The following is a 21,097-nucleotide window of genomic DNA, read 5'->3' as shown; positions in this document are numbered from 1 at the left end:
GGAAACGTCCTCGCGGCCCTCCCCGACACCCCTGCCGCGCCCCTCCCGGCCCCCGGCACAGGAGCGCCGCACGCCCCCGCCGTGGAGGTGACAGAGGCCGCCCGTCCGGCGCCCGAGCAGCACCCCCTCCACACCCCCGCCCCGGCCCCTGCCGGCGCCCCCGCCCTGGTGCCCTTCCTTCGCGTCATCAGCGGCGCCGCCGACCCCTCCCCTGACCGTGCCGCATGACCCATCAACCACCCCCGTCAACCAGTCCCTGACCTGCGCGTCTACCACCTCATCAACCGCTCGCAACCGCCCTCAACCGACCCGGCAACCACCCCCGTCAGCCCCTACCGGCCCGCCCCGCGTGTCGCGAAACGAACCAGTCGCGAGGCCCGGTCCACTACCGTGATGGCGCACCCGCGACCACGTCGCGCCGGTGCGCCGTTCGCGTCCTCGACCCGAGGGAGGAGCCGCCCCGTGCCGCGCTACCGATGCGCCCTGTGCGCCACCACCTCCCGGCCGTACCTCACCCGCTGGGGCGCCGAGCAGCACGGCCGCGGCCACCGGACCGACCGGCACGGCGGCGACCACCCCGACGGCGAGCACATCCTGTACGGCAGTGCCACGGGGCCGCAGCAGGCCGGCGACTGGTCGCCCCTCCTCGTCGTCCTCGTGCTCCTCGGCCTGGCCCTGCTCGTGAAGCTCGCCTGACCGCCCCGGCAACCCGGTACGCACACTAAGCGCGGCCCCGCTCCCGCTCCCTCCTGCAAGAGGGCGTGTGAGCGGGGCCGCGCCTTGTTGGAGTCAGCACCAGGACGGTCCTTCCGTGTGCCTCCGTCTGCGGCTCACCGCCTCCTTGACCGGCACTCTCGACCTCGACGGCGACCCGGCGGGAGCCGCTCTTGCAGCAGCGGCCGACAACCCCCGAATTCTGTCCAAACTCTTTTGGATATGGAGCGTATTCCTTGAGTGTTTGGGCCATGATGAAGGTGTGACCACTCACCCACTGGAAGGGCCCAGGCAGTGACCGACAACCCCAGCTCCTACGCGGAGACCTCCCCGCTGGCCGCCGCGGCGCTCGCCTTCGGCGACCTGGTCGCAGACACCGACAGCCGGCGGGCCGCGATCCCCGTGCACCACTTCGAGACCACCCAGGCCGCCCGCGAGGCCGCCGACCGCGACGAGATTGCCGACGGCGACGTGATCGTGATCGACGCCGAGCAGGTCGTCGGCTTCCTGGTCATCGCCTTCCCGACCGCCCTCACCGAGGAGCGCGGCACCTTCCCCCACCTGACCAAGCCCGGCCGCGACTACATGAGCGGCGAGTACATGGACAGCGTGGTCGTCGCCGAACGCGAGGCCCGCGCCCGCGGCTTCCTCCTCCGCGACGAGGACGCCCAGGACCGCATCCGGTCCATGCGCCACCTGGCGACCGCGTCCGCCGAGCGGGTCCGCACCGACCCCGACCCGGAGAACCCGGAGTGGAAGACGGCCCTGGACCGGCTCACGACCGCCCTGACGTACCTCCGCGAGCACGACCCGGTCACCGCCGGCGCCATCGAGGCCGGCGACGCCGAGGCCGCCGAGATAGTGAAGCGCATCACCGGCACCGCCCGCCCCTGACCACCCCTGGGGCGGGCCGCCCGGCCCGCCCCTCACCCAGCACGCACGAGGAGCGCCATGTACGAGGTCACCATCCAGCACCCCGCCTTCAAGGAGAAGCTGTTCACCGCGAAGGACGGCGGCGAGCTGCGCACCCTGGTCTTCGGCCTGGCCCGAGCCCAGGGCCAGCAGCCGGCCAGCGACCGCGACTTGATCGCCGAGGTCGGCAACGTCCGCTCGCGCGCCGATATCGAAGGGGTCGGCCTGATCAAGGTCTACGACCTGACGGTGGAGGTGAAGCCCGCCGAGAACGAGGTCGACTACGCCTGTGAGGGCCACGAGAGCCTGTACGTCGGCCTGGGCGAGACCGTGACCTGCGACGGCTCGTGCATCCCCCGCCTGCGGTTCAGCCGCGACAGCCTCATGCGCCTGTCCCTCGCGCTGGACGACGAGGACCTGGACGAGACCGGCGGCTGCGGCGCCTGCGGACTTGAGGTCGGCCAGATGTGCGCGGACTGCGGGCGCTGCAACTGCTCGCGCCACGACTCCTGCAAGCGGCCGACGGCCGCCAACTAGCCACCTCCGCCCACCATCACCCCAACAAGGACCAGGCATGAACAAGAACCCCACGTCCGACGCCATGGCCACCGCCTTCCGGGCGGCGCGCGACAGTGCCCGGTCGGCCGCGAAGGCCGCCGCGCACGTCGCGTGCCTCTACCTGATCGAGGCCAACGGCGGCCGGGGCAGCATCCACGAGACGTGGCGGGGCGACGGCCCCCAGTTCTGGTGCAAGATGGCGGCCCCCGGCATCGACGCCCACATCCTCACCCAGTCGTTCGGCGACCGGGCCCACGTCGTCTTCCGCTGCCTGACCGACATCGAGTACGAGCGGATCCGGGCCGAGGCCGAGGACCGGAACGCCTGCTACCACGACGAGGAATGCGACTGCGACGACACCCCGTGGCCGACCCTCGCTGAACTGGCCGAGCCCGGCACGAGCGAGGTCGGATTCCGCAACTGCGACCTGCGCGGCCACGTGACCCGGGCGGCCGGCTCCTCCAAGCTCGACCTCACGCTGGACGACGAGCCGGTGAGCGAGGTCGCCGCCTTGATCCGGCTGGCCCGCGCCGATCGCTGAGGCCCACGCACTGACACCCCGCTCTCCCTCGGAGAGCGGGGCGTCGTGCTGTCACCGTCGGGTGATGCTCGGGTCCGCGCCCGGCTGCTGCACGTACCAGTCATACGGCACCGTGACGGCCTTCGGCTTGCCGTTCTCCTCGATGAGCTTGTGGTCCGAACCGCGCTTCCGGCGGCGCGGCACGCCGTGGGCGCGGGCGATGACCCGCACCTGCTCCTGGCTCCACGGCAGGTGCTCGGCGATCTCCGCGTTGGTCAAGGTGGGATGGGCCCTGAGCTCGTCCGCGATGCACGCCTCCAGCGAGGCACGGGTCTTCTTCACGTCGTCGCCCGCCATGTTCCAGGCGGCGAGGAGATCGCGGAGCCGTTCGCTGGGCTTGTAGACCTGCGGCTCGCCCTCCGCCTGGCGGTGGCGCTCGCGCGGCGGGACGTCCCGGTCGGCCATGAGCAGCCGCAGCATCTCCGCCGTCCACGGCAGGTGCTGGGCGAGCACGTTCAGGGTCAGCTGACGGTCGTCCCTCAACTCCTGGGCGATGCCCTCCTCCAGGGCCTCGCGGGCCTGCGGCTCGGTCTCGTCCACAGCCTTTTCCCAGGCGGCGAGGGAGTCGCGGAGCTGGTCACTGGGCTGGTAGCCGCTGGGCGGCGGGCTGGTGGTGGCCATGCCGAAAGTCTGGCACAAGGCCGCCGGGATAAACGTGAGCGCCAGACCCAAGGAATGGAAAAACCCGGCCTGACCTGGCTTTTTATCGGCCAAACGAGTCTGGATGAATGTGGGGTCGGAAAGACTGAGGACGACACACCAACCACCACGAACCCCGAGTGGCCCACCGCCCCACTCGCTGACGGAGAACGGAGCGCCCCGTGCGCAACTACGCCACCGCCCAGGCCCTCGGCTCGCGCGCCGCCCAGTGCGACGCCACGGCCATCCACACCGCGCCCGACGGCGCCCGCGCCTACGTCCTGCTCGACGGCATCGGCGACTACCTCAGCGTCCGCGACTGGAGCCGGAAGGCCGCGCGACGCCTGGCCCGTGCCGCATCCCGCCGGGGCGACGCTGAGGCCGGACTGCGCCACATCTACCAGGACTACGCGGCGGACCCCGACCGCCGGGACCCGTACATCCGGCGCTACATGCCCTCGGCCGCGGCGGTCGTGGTCGTCGTCGCCCCTGGCCGGCCGATGACGGTCGCCTGGTGCGGCGACTCCCGGGCATACCTGCTGGACCGGGGCATCGCCCGCCGGCTCACCGCCGACCACAACGACCGCCGGGTCCACCCGCCGACCGCCATGCACCCGGGCGGGGACCGGAACGTCATCACCTCCTACCTCGGCAGCGCGTACGCCGACGAGGAGCTGATGGCCCGGTTCGGCCACCCGGCGATCGAGGCGGCCACCGTCGGCCTGGACGGGCCCTGTCGGCTGCTGCTGGCCTCGGACGGGGCGTACGGGCCGCACCTTGACGCCGGGCACGACCTCTTCGTGGAGCTGGCCTACGAGCCGCTGGACGAGGTCGCCCGGGACTTCGTCGCCCTCGCGGTCGAGACGTCGCTGCGGACCACGGGTGCGAAGGAGTCGGCCCACTCCTACGCGGACAACGCCACCGTCCTCCTCGCCGACCTGGCCTGAGCGCTCCCTCGGTGCCGCGACAGGGCCGCCGGACGCGAAAGATCGCTTGACCAATCCTTGACCAAATCAACTTGGATAACTTAGACATCCCAGAGATATTTGTTCAATGATGAAGGTGTAACCCCACTCCACCACCCCAGGGAGTCGCCGTGGCCGCCACCGCCGAGACCGAGAACACCACCCGGTGCACCCGGTGCGGCCGGCGACTGCGCAACGTCAGCCCCGACGGCTACGGCCCGAAGTGCAGGCGGAAGGTCCGCAAGGCCACCCGCTCCACCGAGCTGGACCAGCACAAGCCCCACCTGGTCGAGAAGGCGGTCGAGCTGCTGGAGCAGGGCGGCGTGATCCCCCTGCGCGACACCACGAAGAACAAGGTCTTCCTGGTCGTAAGCAGCGACGGCAGCGAGACCTACCGCACCGCCCGCGCCGCCTGCACCTGCCCGGCCGGGCTGCGCGCCCTCCATGTGTGCGCCCACCGGATCGCCGTCCACGTCCTGGACCTGGCGGGCTGACCCCCTTCACCGCCGAGAGAGGAACTACGTCATGTCCGACCACGCCGTCACCTGCCAAGACCCGGTACCCGCCTACGTCGCGATGCCCTGTGTGCGCTGCCTCCTGAGTGGCAGGCGCGCCCAGGCGACCGTCATGATCAGCGCGGCCAGCGGCCACGGGCTCGCGGCCTGCACGGAGCACCGCGAGGAGACGGCCACGGTCGTCCCCCGGATCCAGGTCGACGACGACAACGCGCTCCGGGTGCTGTTCGGGGTGCCGGAGCTGCCCGAGCCGGTCGAGCCCGGCCGGACCCGACCGGTCATCGCGTGACACTCCATCTGCCTGGCCCTCCATGAGGAAGCCCGGTCCCTCACCCGGCGCCATCGCGAGACGGTCGCTGCCGACTTCGTGAACGGCCTCTCGGTCGCCTTCGCCATGGCGCTCGCCGCGCCCTGACCCCTCGCCAGACGTCCGGACGTGTCCGCCTCGACCTCGGACATGTCCGGACCTCCGGCACCGTACAGCAGGAGAACCCGTTGAAGATCACCCCGAGCGTCGTGCGGGGCGTCTACGCCACGGCTGCCGCTCTCATCCCCGCCGACGGTATCCAGGCCGAGCCCCGCCACCTCCGGGAGGCGGTCAGCAAGGCGATCGACTGCCGGCACGGCGACGAGGCGTTCTCGGACCAGACGAAGATCCGCCGCAAGGCCCTGGGCGAGGCGCCCGAGTGGTCGTGTCGGTGGACCCGCAAGGATCTCGTCGGCGAGCTGCACCGCTCCGCCCGCCACGGCCTGGACCTCGCCGAGCTGGTCGGCGAGCGGTACGGGTCGGCGGCGGCCCGGATCTGGTTCCACGGCTCCTACAGCTCGGCGCGCGTCAGGGCCGGCTTCCCCCCGCGTCAGGGGCTGTCGATCGGTGGACGCCCCTGGCTCTGGCTCTGGCCGGACGACGACAGCCAGATCAACCCGACCATCGTCCGGGCCGCGTACGCCAGCTGACGCCGGACACATCCGGACAGTGTCCGTCGAGGTAGAACCCCATCCTCCGTCCGGCCGGACGGCCGGAACGGACAGTGTCCGGACGTCGATCCGGCGGTCTCGCAGGTCCGCTTTGACGGCTGGACGATGGTGCGCGCGCTGTCTGACCTCGACGGCCGGGGCTGACCCGGCGGCCGCGTCCCCGGCGCGGGACGGGGCCCCGAAACTCCTCCAAACTTTCCTGGATACCAGGGTTACTCAAGACCTATTTTGTCAATGAAGAAGGTGTAACAACCACCACAGACCTGGAGGAAACGACATGGCCTTCACCGATCAGCGCTGGCAGATCCGCTACAGCTACCCCGCACCGGCCGAAGCCTGGTGGTGCCGGGACGGCCTGGAGAAGAACACGACCTACCTCAACAACGGCGAGGAGAAGCTGACGCCGGAAGAGGCCGCCGCAATCGTCGCCCGCCAGTACCGGCACGAGGGCCCGCTGACCGACATCACGGTCTGGCAGGAGACCCCCGAGGAGCGCGACGCCCGCCTCGCCGCCCGCCGGAAGGCCGAGGCCGACGAGAAGAACGGCATCTGGTGGGGGATGGGCGGCGCCAACTGACCGCCCCACCCCCCGCGGCCCGGCACGCAGGTGCCGGGCCGCTCCCATCCCCGAAGGAGGAACCCCATGGCAGTCGTCCAGACCGCCCGCACCCCCAGCGTGGCCATCGCCCGCGCCCTTCGCCGGCTCGGCCTCACCCAGGGCCGCGGCAAGGACTTCCGGGTGGAAGGCGAGTACCGCGACGGCGAGCGCGTCGCCACGTACGTCCTCACCCTCACCCAGCACGCGGACGAGACGGTCGCCGCCCACGCGGACGACATCGAGCGCTGGGCGAGCGAAGACGGCGGCTGGTCGTTCAAGGTGTCCGTCCGCTACATCGACGGCAAGCCGCGCCCGATGACCACGATCAGCAACGGGGCGGGCGGGCGGGTCCGCGAGGAGCCGCCCACCACCACCCACGAGCCCGAGCCCGAGCCAGAGCCGGAAGCCGCGCCCACGCCGGACCCGGAGCCCGAGCCGGAGCCGGAGCCGACGGCCGGCAAGGCGGTCCTTGAGGACCCGGCGGAGCCGGAAGAGGAGGAGCCCCCGGCACCCCCCAAGGCGTCGGTGACCATCACCCACACGAGGGCGGACGGCACGCTCCTGGACGGCTCCAGGAAGGGCGACGGCGTCTTCGAGGTGGTCCGGCCGTTCGGCTTCCGGCCCTTCCGCTCCCTCGGCGTCCTCGGCATCCAGCACTCCCGCGACCGGGAGGCGGACTACTGGCGGATCAACCGCGCGATCGCCGCGCTGCGGGGGGCCGGATACGAGGTGACCGTCGAGATTGACGAGACGAAGCGGCGCAGCTTCGCGGAGGCCGAAGCCGAGCGGCTGGAGCGAGCCGGGGACCGCGCCGAGCGGTACAGCGACCGCGCCGACCGCGCCGCGAGCAACAGCACCACCCGGTACAAGGCGGCGATGGGCGCGCTGGACGGCATCGAGCCCGGCCAGCCGATCCTCGTCGGCCACCACAGCGAGCGCCGCCACCGCCGCGCTATCGAGCGCAGCGACAACAACATGCGGAAGTCGATCGAGGAGCAGAACAAAGCCACCCACTACGGCTACCGGGCGGAGGCCGCCGAGCAGTACGAGGACCGCCGCTACGACCCCAACCGCACCCGGCGGCGGCTGGAGAAGCTGCGGGCGGACCTCCGACGGGTTGAGCGCCAACGCGAGCGCGCATCGAACACCAGCCGGTACGACCGCCAGATCGAGGACTTGAAAGAGCAGATCGCCTACTGGGAGGGCGTGGTCGAGAAGGCCCGCCAGGACGGCGTGAAGCTGTGGGAGGCCGACGACTTCGCCCCCGGCGACTTCGCCCGCTACGGCGGCACCTGGTACCAGGTGAAGCGGGTCAACCCGAAGACGCTGAGCATCGCGTGGAACCTCCGGCTGGCCTCCAAGGCGGTCATGACGCTGGAGGACGCCACCGAGTGGGGATCCCTCGGCACGTTCACCATCGACTACAGCAAGATCGCCGCCCGCTGTCCCGAAGAGGCGATGCGGGCCTTCCTCGCGGACGGCAAGGTCCCCGGCATCAAGACGGCGTGGGCGGCCTCCGAGGCGCAGCCGGCGAGCGCGGTCCGCGAAGCCCAGGCCGTCAAGCCGAAGGAGAAGCGGCGCAGCGACCCGAAGGTCCCCAAGCGGGTCAAGGTCGTGTCCGAGTGGGACGCCACCGAGGCCACGCTGACCTATCTCGACGGCAGGGGGAAGCCGCACAAGCTGTACGAGCCGGTCACGATCAGCGCGCCGGACGGCGAGAAGTTCACCGAGGCCGCCTCGTCCCGGTCGCTCCTGGCAGCGGTGAAACGGCACCTGGAGGAACGCGGCTTCCAGTACCGGGGTGACCGGTGGTCAGGTGGCTCCAGGAGCGGCCTGGTCCGCACCATCGAGCCGACCCCGGCCGCGCCCACCGAGACACCCCCGGCGCCCGAGCCCGAGACCGAGAACCCGGCGGTGGAGGAACCACCGGCCGGTGAGCCGGAGCCCGCCCCGCCGGTGGACGAGCCGGAGCCGGAGGAGCCGCCGGCACTCAGGCCCGCCGACGACCCGGAGCCGGAGGAGCCCCCGGGCGACGAGCCCGCCCCGCCCGTCGAGGCCCCGGAGGAACTGCGGCTCCAGCGCGAACAGGCCGCGGCCCTCGGCTGGTCCGCCGGTCAGGCCGAACTTGTCCTTGCCGCAGCGGCCGGACGGCTCTACCGCCACGCGTTCGGAACGCTGCACTGCCAGGACCAGCCAGGCACCGCGGGCCGCACCATCTCCAACCACCGACTCGGCGCCCTCGTGAAGGCGGGGTTCCTCACGGTCGGTACGCCGGACGCGACCAGGCGGCGCCCCATCCTGGTCACCGTCGACGGCCGCCGGGCCGCGATGGTCTGGAAGCGCTGGAAGCCTCGGCCGGTCGAGATGAACCGAGAGCAGGAGTGCGAGCGGCTGCGCCCCCTCCTTCACGGCGAGCAGGCCCGCAGGCTGGCCCGGCAGGCCCAGGAGGAGGACGCGAAGCGCAAGGCTGCGAGGGCGGCATTCCGGGAGGCCCACCAGCGGCTGATGGCGTGGCAGGACCGGCAAGACCGGCTCTGGGACGCCTGGGCGAAGGTCAACGACATCGCGTACCGGATCCACCGGCGGCCGGCCGGATGGGTGCCGACCGAGGAGGAGATCGCCGAGCATCGCCTGGACCCGGCCGTGGTCGCCGAGCTGCGGGCCGACGCGGAGAACCCGGAGCCCAAGCCGGTCCTGCCGGACCTCAACCAGGGGTCGATGGAGGAGCTGCCCCAGATGGCGGCCGACGGTCAGACGCCCGAGCAGCTTGACCTGTTCGCCATCACCTGACCTGGACCGATTGACGAATCTTTGACCAAATTAATCGGCATAAAGACACTACTCCAGATGCTATTGGTCAATGATGAAGGTGCAACACAACCCACCACAACCCCCAGGAGCCGGACATGGCCATCATCCCCACCACCCTCACCGCCACCGAACTGGCCAACCACCTCGCCGAGCAGGTCATCCCCCTGCGGGCCATGTTCCGCTCGACCAACGCCCAGACCGGGATCGGCGCGGTGTACGTCCACGACGGCGTGTTCGCCCTCGTCCGGGCCCTGCGCGCCGGCGAGATGGCCCCGGCCGTCGCCCGGGTCCGACTCCTCGGCATCAACCGGCAGGGCGCCTGCTACGGCATCCGGCACATCACCGCTCACCCCGCGCCCTGAACCCCACCAGCCTCGCCGGCCCGGCGCCCGCCGGGCCGCCCTCCACCCAAGGAAAGGGTCCCCATGGCCACCCAGCCCACCATCACCGCCGACGCCCTCGGTGAGGCCGTCGGCAAGGTCGCCGCCCTGGCCGCCCGCTCGCTCCACCAGTCGTTCCCGCACCTGGACCTGGACCGGCTCGTCGAGACCTTCACCCGCCCCTGCGCGCTCGACATGCTCGCCGTCCGCTTCCTCGCCGGCCTCGACAGCGGCCTGACCCCCGGCGAGGCCGCGGCCAACGCCGGAACCGCCCTCATCCGCGTCTGGGCCGACGCCCGCCTCACCGCCGAGGAGGCGACCGCGGGCCGCCTCCCTTCCTGACCCACCTCCACCGGCCCGGCGGCGACCGCCGGGCCAGCTTCCTCCATGTCCACACCGACGCAGTCACGCCACACAACCCCAGGAGGTACCGGCATGGCACACATCGCGATCAGGCACACCAGAGCCGCAGGCACGACGATCGACGGCTCGGAGCGCGGTGACGGCGTCTTGCCGCTGCTGCGCCCCCTCGGCTTCCGCAACGCCTATTCCACCGGAGTCATCTACCTGCGCGGCTCGCGGGACCGGGCGGCGGACACGAGTCGCATCCGAGGCGCCCAAGCCGCACTCGAAGCCGCTGGGCACACGGTCACCCTGGACATCCAGGAGACCGTACGGCGCCCCTTCGAGGAGGCCGAGGTCGAGCGGTACGAGCAGGCCGGCCGCCGCGCCGTACGGCTCGACGCCAAGGCTGACCGCCTGCAAGAGTCGTCCGACGAGAAGTGGCTGCGTGCCCGGCAGATCGGAGCCAGCTACCAGGGTGAGCCGGTGAAGGTCGACCACTACTCGTCCGGCCGGCACCTCCGCGACCTGGAGCGCGCTCACACCCTCTCGGGGCAGTCCGTGGCCGAGCAGGAAGAGGCCGACCGGTGCCGGGCGCGCGCGGCCGCGGCGGCGCGCTTCGAGCAGGGGCGGAAGGACCCCGGAGCGACCCTCCGCCGCCTCGACCGGTTGCGGGCCGACCGGCGGCGCGTGGAGCGGCAGATGGACCGGGTCGTCCGGACCGCCACCGACTGCGCCGAGGCGGGCAATCCGATCGACCCGCACGTGATCGTCGATCACCTGGTCATCCTCGACGCCGACCACCTCGACCTCTGCGACGAGATCAGCCGGTGGGAGCGTCACATCGAGTCCGTCCAGGCGAAGGGCGTCAAGATCTGGAGCCAGGACGACTTCACCGCGGGGGACTACGCCCGCACCGGGGACCGCTGGTACCTGGTCCTCCGGGTGAACAAGAGGAGCCTGACCGTCCCGAGGTCGGCCGACTGGCGGGCGCGCGTCTACAACCGCGACAACCAGCTGGCCAACCGCACGAGCACCCTGCCGTATGACAAGGTCACCGGCCGGATGAGCGCCGAGGAGATGGCCGACCGGCTCCAGGCGGACGCCGTCACGGAGTAGCCGGGCCAAAGGGCCCGGCGACACGGACCCCTTGACCCTTTCTTGACCAAACTACTTGGGATAACGAGGTTATCCCGTTCTCCTTGTCCAAAGATGAAGGTGTAACCACCCACCACCACCGAAAGGCCCCACATGGCCACCATCAAGGTCATCCCCCCGGAGCTCGCCCAGCGGATCGCCGACCTCGCCACCTCCACCAGTGCCACCCCCCTCCACGAGGCCCGCATCTTCGTCACCCTCGCTGCGGCCGGATACACCACGGACGAGATCGCCGGCATGGCCGGCCGCCGCCCCCGCTACATCAGCTGGTGCCTCGACCTCCTCGGCCTCCTCCCCAGCGGCCAGGCCGACCTGGAGGCGGGCCGACTGCCCGTCACCCTCGCCTGGCACGTCGCCCGACTCAGCTCCGCGAACCAGAACCTGCTGCTCGTCCGCTGGGCGCGCGGCGGATTCTCCAGCGCCCGCCACGCCGAGCGCTACGCCCGCGCCATCGCCGCCGACGAGACCGGCACCCCCGCCTGACCACCCTCCACCCGCGGCGCGCCCCGCCCACCCAACGGACGGGGCGCCACCACCCACGCCCGCACGCACCCAGGAGCAGCCCATGCGCATCCCCGACGACATCCACGCCGTCCTGAGCGACCCCCGCACCGTCATCAACGGCAGCCGCGTCCAGGTCCCCTTCGAACTCGACAGCGCCCTGTACGAGCGGATGAACACGGTCCTCAAGGACATCGGCGGCCGCTGGGACGGCCGCAAGGCGGTCCGCGCCCACGTCTTCCCCTTCCCGGTGCAGGAGTTCATGCGGGCCTGCCTCGCCGCCAAGGAATGGCCCTCGCGGTTCGAGCAGGGGTGGTACCCGACCCCGCCCCGAGTCGTCTTCGACATCCTGGAGCACGCCAGCATCCGGGTCGGCCACACGGTGCTGGACCCGTCCGCCGGCGCCGGCTCGCTCGCCAAACCCGCCGCCGAGCAGATGGGCCTCGTGGACTGCGTCGAGATCGACCCCCGCCGCGCCCACGTCCTGCGCGAGCTGGGCGTCGCCCGCCGCGTCATCGAGGGCGACTTCCTCAGCCTCGACCCGATGGCCATCGAGGACCCGTACGACCGCGTCTTGATGAACCCCCCGTTCGCCGACGCCATTGCGCACGTCATGCACGCCCTCGGCTTCATGGCGGACGGCGGAACCCTCGTCGCGGTCATGCCTGAGTCGATCACCTGGCACACCGACCGGGCCACGGTCGCCTTCCGCAAGCTGATCGCCGACGCCGAGGGCGAGCTGATCCCGCTCCCCGCCGACGCGTTCGCTCCGGCCGGAACGAACGTCCGCACCGTCCTGCTCAGGCTCGACGGCGGCCCCGGCAGCGCCCTCCCCACCCACGGCTGGCACCAGCGCCAGCCGCTCCAGCTCGACCTGTTCGCCCAGGCGTGAACCACCCCGGGCCGCACGCCACACACCACCCGACGCTTCACACGGAGGCACCCGTCATGACCAGCACCACCCCGGACATCACCAGGCTCGAACTGGCCGCCGCCCTCAACTCCGTGGCCAAGGTTTTGCAGGCCCGCATCAACTACTCCGACGGCCGCGCGCTCCTCGACCGTCGGGTCCTCCTCCAGGTGGCCGCCGGGCTGCCCAACACGGCCCGCTTCGACCGGCACGTCTGGGAGAAGGCGTGGCGGGCCAGCCGCCACGACGGCACCGGCCCCCACCGCAGGGCCCTCTACAAGCAGATGTGCCAGACGCTGGCGGACGAACTGGAGGACGAGGCCGGCCGGTGGGAAGGACGGCACGAGCCCGCCGTCATCCGGCGGCTGGCGTCCCGCCTCCGCAGCGTCGACACCCGGGTCTGCATCGACGACACGCTGGGCCCGCTCGACGCCAAGGTCGACCCCCAGGACCGCTGGAACGGCTGGCTCTCGCCCCGCTTCACGCTGGACGCCGTCCGCGAGCTCGCCGCCCAGACGCAGCGCCTCGCCGAGGAATGCGGCGCGGAAAGCGTCGACACGGTGCACGTCATCCACTGCGGCGGCAAGGACGCCGACGGCAACCCGTTGGCCGTCGTCCTGCGGGTCACCTGGATGTACCTGGCAGAGGAGGGCGCCCGCCAGTCCACCCTCATCATCGAGCCCGACGACGAGGGCCGGTACAACGTCGGCGCCTGCGAGTGGACGTGGCACTTTGCGTCCTGGTGGTGCCTGTGCATCGACCCCGGCCAGGACTGGCACGTCCTCCACTGCGAGGACTGCGGGATGACCCGCGAGCAGGCGTTGGCCCTCAAGGACACCACGCGCCGCGTCGGCCAGACCCTGCGCAGGCTCGCCCCCGGGGCCACCGCGGCCCTCTTCGAGGCCGACGGAGCCCCCCGGATCGTCGGTGTCTTCGCCGGCGACACCGAGCTGACCCTCGGCGACGGCGGCCCCTTCGACACCGAAACGCTCGGCGAGGTGGACGCGGTCCTGCTCGCCGGACTGGGCCGCGACCTGACCGACATCGGCCCCCACTGGCTCCGGTTCCCCAACCCGCCCGCCAACTGACCCCCACCCCCACGAGACAAGGACGGCGCATGAAGAACCAGACCCCTCCCCACTCCACCTACCAGCTCCCTGACAGCAACACGCTCGGCGCGGCCGTCAAGGAGGCTCTGGACGGGGCCACGGCGGCACGCGAGCGGCTCGGCCGGGTCATGGCCGTGGCCACCGCCGCGGCGGTCCGCGACATCCTCACCAGCCACCGGCCCGGCGCCCCGTTCGACGCCAGCGCGGTCGAGCTCGTCGAAGGCGATGACGGCTCGCTGTTTCCCACCGGCCAGTACTGGACGACAGCCGGCAGTCTGCGCACCTTCGCCGACATGGTCGGCTGGGTCGAGGCGGTGAGCGCTCTGCACGGCATGAGCGAGTGGACCATGCACCTGGACGGCGGCACCCGCGATGTCTGGCACCCGCTGTGCACTGAACTGCCCGACCGCGGCCGACGGCCGGCTTACGCCCTCGACCTCGTCCGCGCGGCGTCCCTCACCCTCGGCCCACCACCCCTCGCCCACCAGGCCCGCGCGGGGAGCGCGATGGTTGAGGTCCTGGTGTGCGCGAACAACCGCGACCGCTACCCGGCGATGGTGGACCCCGCCGACCAGCGCGACGGGTACGTGCGGCCGTGGTTCGACCTTGACACGGTCAGGCGGATCGCGGAGAACACACAGGAGGAGTCCGACTGCTACGGGCATGGCTCGGTCGACACGGTGCACGTCCTGGACGGCACGGTCGACGGCCGGGCGCACGCCGTGGTGCTGGTCGTCTGCTGGATGTGGCTCGACGGCGAGCGCCGAGAGGAAGCGGTAGAAGTCCTCCAGCCGAACGAGGACGGCCGGTACGCGGTCGGCGGTCACGACTGGTGTTGGTACGTGCTCTCGGACGACCTGACGCCGCTGATCCCGTTCACGCCCGACGGCGCCTGACCTGCGCTTTCCTGACGACCTCTTGACCAAACCCCCCGGGATAACGAGGTTATCCCGGGGGGTTCGGTGAATGACTGAAGACGACACCACCACCCACTCAGAACGGACAGGCCCGCATGCCCTACATCTCCACCACCACCCGCGCCATGGCCGCCGCGCCGACCCAGGCCGCCCACGCGCGGGCCAAGGCGTACAAGCACGACGGCACCGAGTTGTCGGTCATGGACTGGTTCTGCGGAGCCGGCGGCTCCACCCAGGGCGCCGACGCCGTCCCCAACGTCAGCGTCACCCGGGCCGCCAACCACTGGCGGAAGGCCATCGAGTCCCACGAGCGGAACTTCCCCGGCGTCGCCCACTACATCGGCGACATCCGCAAGGCCCCGGTCTGGGCCTGGCCGATCGCGGACATCCACTGGGGCTCGCCCGAATGCACGAAGTGGTCGATCGCCCAGGGCAAGAAGCGCTCGTTCGCCAAGGCGGTCCAGGGCGATCTGCTGGACCTGTACGCCGAGCTGGAGTCGGAGAAGTTCCAAACCGGCGAGGAGCGCGACAACGGCCCCACCGAAGAGGAGGAGGCCAGTCGGGCACTGATGGAGGAGATCCCGCTGTACCTGCGGGGTGTCATCGAACGCGGCCACCTGGTCAAGGCGGGGGTCGTGGAGAACGTGGTCGACGTCCGACAGTGGGCGGAGTGGGACCGCTGGGTGGCCGAGTTCCACAAAATGGGCTACCGCACCCGGCTGATCGCCCTCAACTCCATGCACGCCGACCCCCGCAGCGTCCACCGCGCCCCGCAGTCCCGCGACCGCCTCTACTTCGCCTACTGGCACCAGAGCCTCGGCCGTACGCCGAACTGGGCGAAGTGGCTCAACCCCCGCGCCTACTGCACCGGCTGCCGCGAGTGGATCCGGGCCGAACAGTCGTGGCGGCGGCCCGGCATCGACATGGGCCGGTACAAGAGCCAGTACGACTACCGGTGCCCGAACACCCAGTGCGGCCGCCAAGTCGTGGAGCCCGAGGCGCTGCCCGCCGCGGCGGCCATCGACTGGTCGATCGCCGGTACCCGGATCGGCGACCGCGACAAGCCGCTCGCCGACAAGACGATGCGCCGGATCCAGGCCGGCTTGGACCGGTTCGCTCGCCCGCTGATGGTGCCCACCGGCGGCACCTGGCGGGACGCGGCCACCGACCTGTTCGAGCCGATGCCGACCCGCACCACCCGCGAGAACGACGCCCTCGCGGTTCCCCCGCTCCTCGTGCCCTGCGACGGCCGCGAGGGGAAGAATGCCCGCCCGATCTACGGGCCGATGCAGACCCAGACCGCACGAGCCGAAGCCGGCCTGGCCTGGCTGCCGTGGATCACGGAAATCCGAGGCGGCAGCAGCGACGTCCGCTCGATCGCCGACCCGCTCGCCACGGTCTGCGCCTCCGGCAACCACCACGGCCTGGCCGCCGCGCCCGTGCCGGGGATGATGATGCGGAACAACGGCAGCCGGGGCGACGGCGGCGAGCACTGCACCAGCCTGGCCGACCCGATGCGGACCCTCACCACCACCGGCCACCAGTCCCTCGTCACCTGGGAGCCGTTCTTGGCCCCCTACTACGGCAACGGGACCCCGCGCCCGGTCAGCGAGCCCGTCGGCACCCTCTCGACCCGTGACCGCTACGCCCTGGTCACCGGCGAGGTCAACATCGAAGACGTCCTGTTCAGGATGCTCCAGCCGCACGAGATCGGCCGCGCGATGGCCTTTGCCGACGACTACGTGGTCCTCGGCAGCAAGAGGGACCGCGTCCGCCAGTACGGCAACGCGGTCACGCCCCCGGCCGCCGAGATCCTGATCAGCGCGCTCGCCGAGTGCATCACCGGCGAGGAGATCAGCCGGTACGCCCCCGAGCGCGGTGACTTCACGACGACCGCATGACCAGCGAATACTTGCCGATTACTTGACCAAATAAGATTGGATAAGGAAGGTAACCCCGGTCGCATTGGTCAATGATGAAGGTGTACCCACTCCCCACCACCAACCACGGAGCCCGCCATGACCGCCACCACCACCGCGCGCAACTGGACCACGACGAACGCCCAGACGGCCCTGATGCAGGCCCTGCTCCAGGGCACCGCCCGCCTGACGGAGATGGTGCAGGAGTACCTGCCCGAGGCGACCACCCTCACGATCAACGCCCGCACCGGCGCCCCGGTCGCCATCAGCGAGACCGGCTACCTCGCCTGGCGGGCCGGCGAGGACAGCATCCTCGCCCCCACCCTCCTCCACCGCATCGAGCAGACCGCGGGGAACCTGCTCGGCCTCAGCTCGAAGCGCACCACCTACATCGACGCCGGCTGGAGGCCCACCATCGACCGCCGCTTCGTCATCGAACTCGGCTGACCCCACCAGGCAGGGCGGCCGGCCCCCGGCCGCCCCCTGAGCCGACAGCACGGTCCCCCCAGGAGCGTGCTGCCCGCCCAGGACCCCCCTGGACACCATCCCGGAAGGACACACCCCATGGGCAACACCACCGCCGGCCCCGCGAAGGCCACCCCCCTCCACCCCCTCTACACCGACCCCACGACCGCCGCCCTCTCCCAGGCCGCCGAGGACGCCCTGCAAAACGCCGGCCGCGCCCGCCTCCTCCTCCTGCGCAACACCATCGAGTACGTCGCCGCCTTGATCCGACAGGACCTCCCGGAGGCGGCCGCCGTCACCATCGACACCGCCGAGGCCGAACTCGTGGACGTGATCGACGGCGACGGCCGCACCATCTGGTACGCCCCGGCGAGCGCGGGCAGCCTGCTCCGCGACGGCATCGCGGACGACATCGGCGCCCTCCTGGCCGACGCCATGCCCTACGGCGGGCTGGACGAGGCCGGCTGGGAGGTCGCCGATCGCGGCGAACCGTTCCGCAGGGTCCTGCTCCCCACCGGGCAGGTGTTGCGGCGCGGCATAGCGGCCATCGCGATCCCCACCCGCAGGGGCATGGTCACGGTGCACGCCGAGTACACCCCGGGCGGCACCCCCGCGTTCCAGGTCACCGGCCCCAACTCCATGTGGAGTCGCGAGACCCGCGACCGAATCCGGGCGGCCATCGTGAACAGCGGCCAGGAGTGGAAGCCCGGCCTCATGCAGGTGACCTCCAACTGGCCGATTTCCCTCGGCGGCGCCGGTGCCGACCTGGCAATCGCCTGCACCGCGCTCGCGGCGGCCGGCGCCTTCAGCCCGGTCGCCCTCCACGAGGCCGTGCTTCTCGGCGAGCTGGGCCTCGACGGGTACCTCCGGCAGGTCACCGACCTTCGCCACACCGCCACCGCGGCGGCCGCCACCGCGTGCCGCACCGTCATCGTCCCGGCCCAGCAGGCCCCGTACGTCCACGGCCTGGGGCTCGACCTGGACGTCATCGGCGTCCGGCACCTGCCCGAGGCGGTCGCCGAGCTCAAGCGGCTCGCGCCGGAGGCGTAGCGCCAGCGGGGCGGGCCCAGAGCGCGCAGGACTCCCGGCCCGCCCCCGTACCACGACCCACCAGCCTCCACCCCCTGCCAGAGAAGGGACGTCCGCATGGCCGCCTGGGCGCCGCGACCGATCTACCTCCCGCACAGCCACCTTCCCCACGGCATCGACAGCGGTAGCCCGACCTGCCGGGCCTGCGGCACGGCTTGGCCGTGCGCCATCGCCGGGGAGTACCTGACCACCTGCCGGTGCGTCTGCGGAGCGACCACCTGGGCGGACACGACAACGCCCCGCCAGTGGCACGGCGGCCCCCGCTGCTACACCGACGCCGAGGCCGTCACCGCCCAGGCCGCCAAGCTCCGGCCCGCACACCCGCACTACCCGCCGAGCCACTACTACCCGCCGAAGCCCGCCCGGCCGGTGCGGCAGCGCCCGCCCTACCGGCACACCACGACCGGGCCCGGCGACGTGAACCTCGGCACCTGGGTCTACGTCCGCCCTGGAGCACTGCACCCCGGGTGGGGCGACATTCACCAGCTGGCCATGGTCACCGCTCTCGGCGCGCCGAAGTGCGAGGTGTGGTTGATCCTTGACGGCACCGTGCACCGAGCCCGCGCAGACCTCCTCATCCTCTCCGCGAGCGCCGGACAGTACACCTCGGGTGGCGCCTGGACGCGCTGGACGGTCGCCCAGCACCTGGCCCACCGGGCGGCCGGCCAAGGCGGCGGACCCGTCGTGGAAGCCGCCCAGCTCGACCTGTTCGGCGAGCCGGCCTGAACGCCCCTGCAAGGCGCTGACCTGCGGCTTTGCTTGACGACTTATTGACCAAATCATCTGGGATAAACCGGTAATACCAAGTGTGTTGGTCAATGATGAAGGTGTACCAACCCACCACCCACCACCCACTACGGAGGGCACCATGACGGCCACCACCACCGAGACCACCACCACGGAGGCGGTCCAGGCGGCCACCTCGAAGGCGGCCCCCGAGGAGGCCGCCCCGCGGAAGGCGGCTGCCCAGCGGAAGGCGGCTGCCCCGCGGAAGGCGGCCGCCCGGCCGGCTAAGGCGGTGGCGGCCAGGAAGGCTCCGGCCAAGAAGGTGGTCGAGCCCGCCAGGGTGGCCCGGCCCGAGCTCAAGACCGCACTCAGGACCATCCCCACCGATCGCATCGACCGTGACGAGAACCAGCCGCGCGAGGTCTTCGACGAGGAGGCGCTGCGCGAGCTGGCTGCCAGCCTGAAGGAGATCGGCCAGCAGCAGGCCATCAGCGTCCGCTACGTGCCCTCCGCCAAGCGCTACGTCCTCATCTCCGGCGAGCGCCGCTGGCGGGCGGCCCGGATGGCGGGCCTGACCGAGATGCACGCGATGGTCTTCCACGGCCTGGACGGCGGCTCGGAGACCCTGGAGACCTTCGAGCGGTCGGTCGCGGAGAACCTGAGCCGCGAGAACATGACGCCGCTGGAGGAGGCGCAAGCGTTCCAGAAGCTGGTCGACTTCGGCCTCGCCCCGGAGGAGGTCGCCAAGAGGGTCGGCAAGAGCTGGAACTACGTCGACTGCCGCCTCCAGCTCCTCAAGCTCGTGCCCGCCGTGCGGGAAGCGCTCCTCAAGGGCCACATCCCGGTCGGCCTCGCCTGGTACGCGGCCCAGATCAGCCCGGCCAACCAGAACGCGTTCATCGCCCGCTGGAGCCGGGGGCAGTTCAACACCATCAGGGACGCGGAGATGTTCTGCCAGAAGGTCCGCAGCGAAGAGGAGCAGGCGGCCACCCAGTCCGTCATGTTCGTCCTGGCCGAGGAGGCGCCGACCCCGGGCAAGGCCGGGGACAGCATGTTCCCCGAGCTGGAGGCGGACGTGGACCGACGCGAGAAGATCATCAGCGACCGCGCCAAGCTGGTCGGCAAGATCGGCAAGCTCGGCGCCGCCGGCGAAATCCTCCAGGAGATCGCCAGCATGGACCCCGACGAGCTGGCCATCCTCCTCTCCGGCGCGCACGGCGGCATCCCCGGTAACCGGATGCGCATCGACCACCTGCGCCAGGTCGCCACGAAGGCCGCCCAGAACCTGGCCAAGGCGGCCACCGCGGCCACCGTCCGCGCGGGCGCCCTCCGGGTCGCCCCGGACGCCGAGGCCACCCAGACCCTCGACACCACCACCCCCTGACCCAGGACGCTCAGGGGCCCCGCACGCGCCGGGCCCCTGAGCCAAAACCACCGGGATAACGAACGTAACCCCAGTGGACCGCTGAAGGGTGAGCGAGTACAACCACCACCCGCACACAGGAGAAAGGCCCACCATGATCAACCTTCACCACCTCGGCCTGCACGGCCCCGAACCCGCCGTGGAACGCATCGACGTCGCCCAGCCGCTGGACCTGGCGACCGGCCGCTACCAGGACTGGCGGGAAGAGGCCGGCGTCCCCATCGGCATCACCGTCGGCCGGCCCCGCTTCGTCCGCTACCGCTACATCCAGATCCAGGCCCTGGCCCCTTGGGAGCTGATGCGGCCCCCGCTCAAGGGCATCGACGACATCCCGATCGAGCGCCGGGTCTACCGGCAGCGGCTTACCCGGCACGAGGCGGAGATCCTGGCCGCCCTGCGGGAGGTGGCACGGTCGTACCCCACCCTGCCGGGCGTCCTGCTGTGCTACGAGAAGGTCAACCAGGGCGAGGCGTGCCACCGGCGGTGGGCGGCCGAATGGTTCCTGGAGCGCTACGGCTGGGAGGTCCCGGAACTCCCTGACCCCCAGTCCGCGACGGCGCCCCGCGCCCGCAAGCCGAAGATGCCCGAGCCGCCCACCCTGTTCTGATCGAGGAAGGCCGGTGGCCGGGGAACCACACGCCCGGCCACCGGCCTTCACCGCCGTCCATAAGGCCGCCGAGGGGTGCCGGAAACGCCTGCTACCATTCCGCCGGCGTCACGGCCAACCGCGAGCAGCTCGACTGGATGGAGCACCGCTTCTCGTAGGCGGAGGTTGGAGGTTCGAGTCCTCCCTCGCGGTCCATCCCGGCCCCGTTCCGCTGACCAGCCCAGCAGCTACCCTGTGCCCCCGAACGCTGCTGGTTGTGGGCCGAGCGAACCGCTGAGACC

General features: G+C 71.5%; 24 protein-coding genes, 1 tRNA gene and 1 pseudogene. 25 read left to right on the top strand and 1 reads right to left on the bottom strand.

Annotated elements, in window-relative coordinates; genetic code table 11:
- The 5 genes and pseudogenes from LPA54_RS21320 to LPA54_RS21300 form a co-directional block, all read left to right on the top strand.
- Nucleotides 1-228, top strand: a pseudogene (locus LPA54_RS21320) (dihydrolipoamide succinyltransferase); the annotation flags it as partial.
- 234 nt (nucleotides 229-462) lie between these two features.
- Complete coding sequence (locus LPA54_RS21315) at nucleotides 463-696, top strand: hypothetical protein (RefSeq protein ID WP_228980202.1); 234 nt, start codon at nucleotides 463-465, stop codon at nucleotides 694-696.
- A gap of 312 nt (nucleotides 697-1,008) precedes the next feature.
- Complete coding sequence (locus LPA54_RS21310; protein ID WP_228980200.1) at nucleotides 1,009-1,608, top strand: hypothetical protein; 600 nt, start codon at nucleotides 1,009-1,011, stop codon at nucleotides 1,606-1,608.
- 57 nt (nucleotides 1,609-1,665) lie between these two features.
- A complete protein-coding gene (locus LPA54_RS21305) occupies nucleotides 1,666-2,163 on the top strand; it encodes a hypothetical protein (RefSeq protein ID WP_228980198.1) in 498 nt (165 codons plus the stop codon).
- A gap of 37 nt (nucleotides 2,164-2,200) precedes the next feature.
- Nucleotides 2,201-2,725, top strand: coding sequence for a hypothetical protein (locus tag LPA54_RS21300; protein ID WP_228980196.1), 525 nt, complete (start codon nucleotides 2,201-2,203; stop codon nucleotides 2,723-2,725).
- Nucleotides 2,726-2,776: 51 nt separating this feature from the next.
- Here the strand turns inward: LPA54_RS21300 and LPA54_RS21295 are convergent, their stop codons facing one another.
- Complete coding sequence (locus tag LPA54_RS21295) at nucleotides 2,777-3,385, bottom strand: hypothetical protein (protein ID WP_228980194.1); 609 nt, start codon at nucleotides 3,383-3,385, stop codon at nucleotides 2,777-2,779.
- Between the two features lie 200 nt (nucleotides 3,386-3,585).
- Here LPA54_RS21295 and LPA54_RS42895 point away from each other — a divergent pair, with 200 nt between their 5' ends.
- The 20 genes from LPA54_RS42895 (at nucleotide 3,586) to LPA54_RS21195 (ending at nucleotide 21,011) form a co-directional block, all read left to right on the top strand.
- Nucleotides 3,586-4,350 carry a PP2C family serine/threonine-protein phosphatase gene (locus LPA54_RS42895; RefSeq protein WP_228980192.1) on the top strand — a complete coding sequence of 255 codons (765 nt, stop codon included), beginning with the start codon at nucleotides 3,586-3,588 and terminating at the stop codon, nucleotides 4,348-4,350.
- Between the two features lie 149 nt (nucleotides 4,351-4,499).
- Complete coding sequence (locus LPA54_RS21285) at nucleotides 4,500-4,862, top strand: hypothetical protein (protein WP_228980190.1); 363 nt, start codon at nucleotides 4,500-4,502, stop codon at nucleotides 4,860-4,862.
- A gap of 31 nt (nucleotides 4,863-4,893) precedes the next feature.
- The gene (locus LPA54_RS21280; RefSeq protein ID WP_228980189.1) at nucleotides 4,894-5,172 is read left to right on the top strand and encodes a hypothetical protein; all 279 of its coding nucleotides are present in this window, start codon (nucleotides 4,894-4,896) and stop codon (nucleotides 5,170-5,172) included.
- Between the two features lie 206 nt (nucleotides 5,173-5,378).
- Entirely contained in the window at nucleotides 5,379-5,840 is a 462-nt protein-coding gene (locus LPA54_RS21275; RefSeq protein WP_228980187.1) for a hypothetical protein, read from the top strand.
- Nucleotides 5,841-6,138: 298 nt separating this feature from the next.
- Complete coding sequence (locus LPA54_RS21270; RefSeq protein ID WP_228980185.1) at nucleotides 6,139-6,438, top strand: hypothetical protein; 300 nt, start codon at nucleotides 6,139-6,141, stop codon at nucleotides 6,436-6,438.
- Between the two features lie 66 nt (nucleotides 6,439-6,504).
- Entirely contained in the window at nucleotides 6,505-9,249 is a 2,745-nt protein-coding gene (locus LPA54_RS21265) for a DUF3560 domain-containing protein (protein WP_228980183.1), read from the top strand.
- A 116-nt stretch (nucleotides 9,250-9,365) separates the two neighbouring features.
- On the top strand, nucleotides 9,366-9,632 hold the full coding sequence (locus LPA54_RS21260) for a hypothetical protein (protein ID WP_228980181.1): 267 nt from the start codon (nucleotides 9,366-9,368) through the stop codon (nucleotides 9,630-9,632).
- A gap of 63 nt (nucleotides 9,633-9,695) precedes the next feature.
- Nucleotides 9,696-9,992: a hypothetical protein gene (locus LPA54_RS21255; RefSeq protein ID WP_228980179.1), complete on the top strand. Its 297-nt coding sequence runs from the start codon at nucleotides 9,696-9,698 to the stop codon at nucleotides 9,990-9,992.
- A 93-nt stretch (nucleotides 9,993-10,085) separates the two neighbouring features.
- Entirely contained in the window at nucleotides 10,086-11,111 is a 1,026-nt protein-coding gene (locus LPA54_RS21250; RefSeq protein ID WP_228980178.1) for a DUF3560 domain-containing protein, read from the top strand.
- Nucleotides 11,112-11,243: 132 nt separating this feature from the next.
- Nucleotides 11,244-11,633: a hypothetical protein gene (locus LPA54_RS21245; protein WP_228980175.1), complete on the top strand. Its 390-nt coding sequence runs from the start codon at nucleotides 11,244-11,246 to the stop codon at nucleotides 11,631-11,633.
- An 82-nt stretch (nucleotides 11,634-11,715) separates the two neighbouring features.
- Complete coding sequence (locus tag LPA54_RS21240; RefSeq protein WP_228980173.1) at nucleotides 11,716-12,543, top strand: methyltransferase; 828 nt, start codon at nucleotides 11,716-11,718, stop codon at nucleotides 12,541-12,543.
- 56 nt (nucleotides 12,544-12,599) lie between these two features.
- Entirely contained in the window at nucleotides 12,600-13,649 is a 1,050-nt protein-coding gene (locus LPA54_RS21235) for a hypothetical protein (protein ID WP_228980167.1), read from the top strand.
- 29 nt (nucleotides 13,650-13,678) lie between these two features.
- Nucleotides 13,679-14,566 carry a hypothetical protein gene (locus LPA54_RS21230; RefSeq protein ID WP_228980166.1) on the top strand — a complete coding sequence of 296 codons (888 nt, stop codon included), beginning with the start codon at nucleotides 13,679-13,681 and terminating at the stop codon, nucleotides 14,564-14,566.
- 116 nt (nucleotides 14,567-14,682) lie between these two features.
- On the top strand, nucleotides 14,683-16,488 hold the full coding sequence (locus LPA54_RS21225; protein ID WP_228980164.1) for a DNA cytosine methyltransferase: 1,806 nt from the start codon (nucleotides 14,683-14,685) through the stop codon (nucleotides 16,486-16,488).
- Nucleotides 16,489-16,605: 117 nt separating this feature from the next.
- The gene (locus LPA54_RS21220; protein ID WP_228980162.1) at nucleotides 16,606-16,953 is read left to right on the top strand and encodes a hypothetical protein; all 348 of its coding nucleotides are present in this window, start codon (nucleotides 16,606-16,608) and stop codon (nucleotides 16,951-16,953) included.
- Nucleotides 16,954-17,070: 117 nt separating this feature from the next.
- Nucleotides 17,071-18,021, top strand: a complete 951-nt coding sequence (locus tag LPA54_RS21215) for a magnesium chelatase domain-containing protein (protein ID WP_228980161.1) — start codon at nucleotides 17,071-17,073, stop codon at nucleotides 18,019-18,021.
- A gap of 96 nt (nucleotides 18,022-18,117) precedes the next feature.
- On the top strand, nucleotides 18,118-18,786 hold the full coding sequence (locus tag LPA54_RS21210; protein WP_228980160.1) for a hypothetical protein: 669 nt from the start codon (nucleotides 18,118-18,120) through the stop codon (nucleotides 18,784-18,786).
- A gap of 142 nt (nucleotides 18,787-18,928) precedes the next feature.
- Nucleotides 18,929-20,170 carry a ParB/RepB/Spo0J family partition protein gene (locus LPA54_RS21205; RefSeq protein ID WP_228980159.1) on the top strand — a complete coding sequence of 414 codons (1,242 nt, stop codon included), beginning with the start codon at nucleotides 18,929-18,931 and terminating at the stop codon, nucleotides 20,168-20,170.
- A 133-nt stretch (nucleotides 20,171-20,303) separates the two neighbouring features.
- Nucleotides 20,304-20,816 carry a DUF488 family protein gene (locus LPA54_RS21200; RefSeq protein WP_228980157.1) on the top strand — a complete coding sequence of 171 codons (513 nt, stop codon included), beginning with the start codon at nucleotides 20,304-20,306 and terminating at the stop codon, nucleotides 20,814-20,816.
- 118 nt (nucleotides 20,817-20,934) lie between these two features.
- Nucleotides 20,935-21,011 (top strand) — tRNA-Arg (locus tag LPA54_RS21195).
- Nucleotides 21,012-21,097: the final 86 nt, after the last annotated feature.

Source organism: Streptomyces sp. DH12 (assembly GCF_020873895.1).
GTDB lineage: Bacteria > Actinomycetota > Actinomycetes > Streptomycetales > Streptomycetaceae > Streptomyces.
Note: the sequence above shows the minus strand (reverse complement) of the source record. Positions and strands in the feature narration are given on the sequence as shown.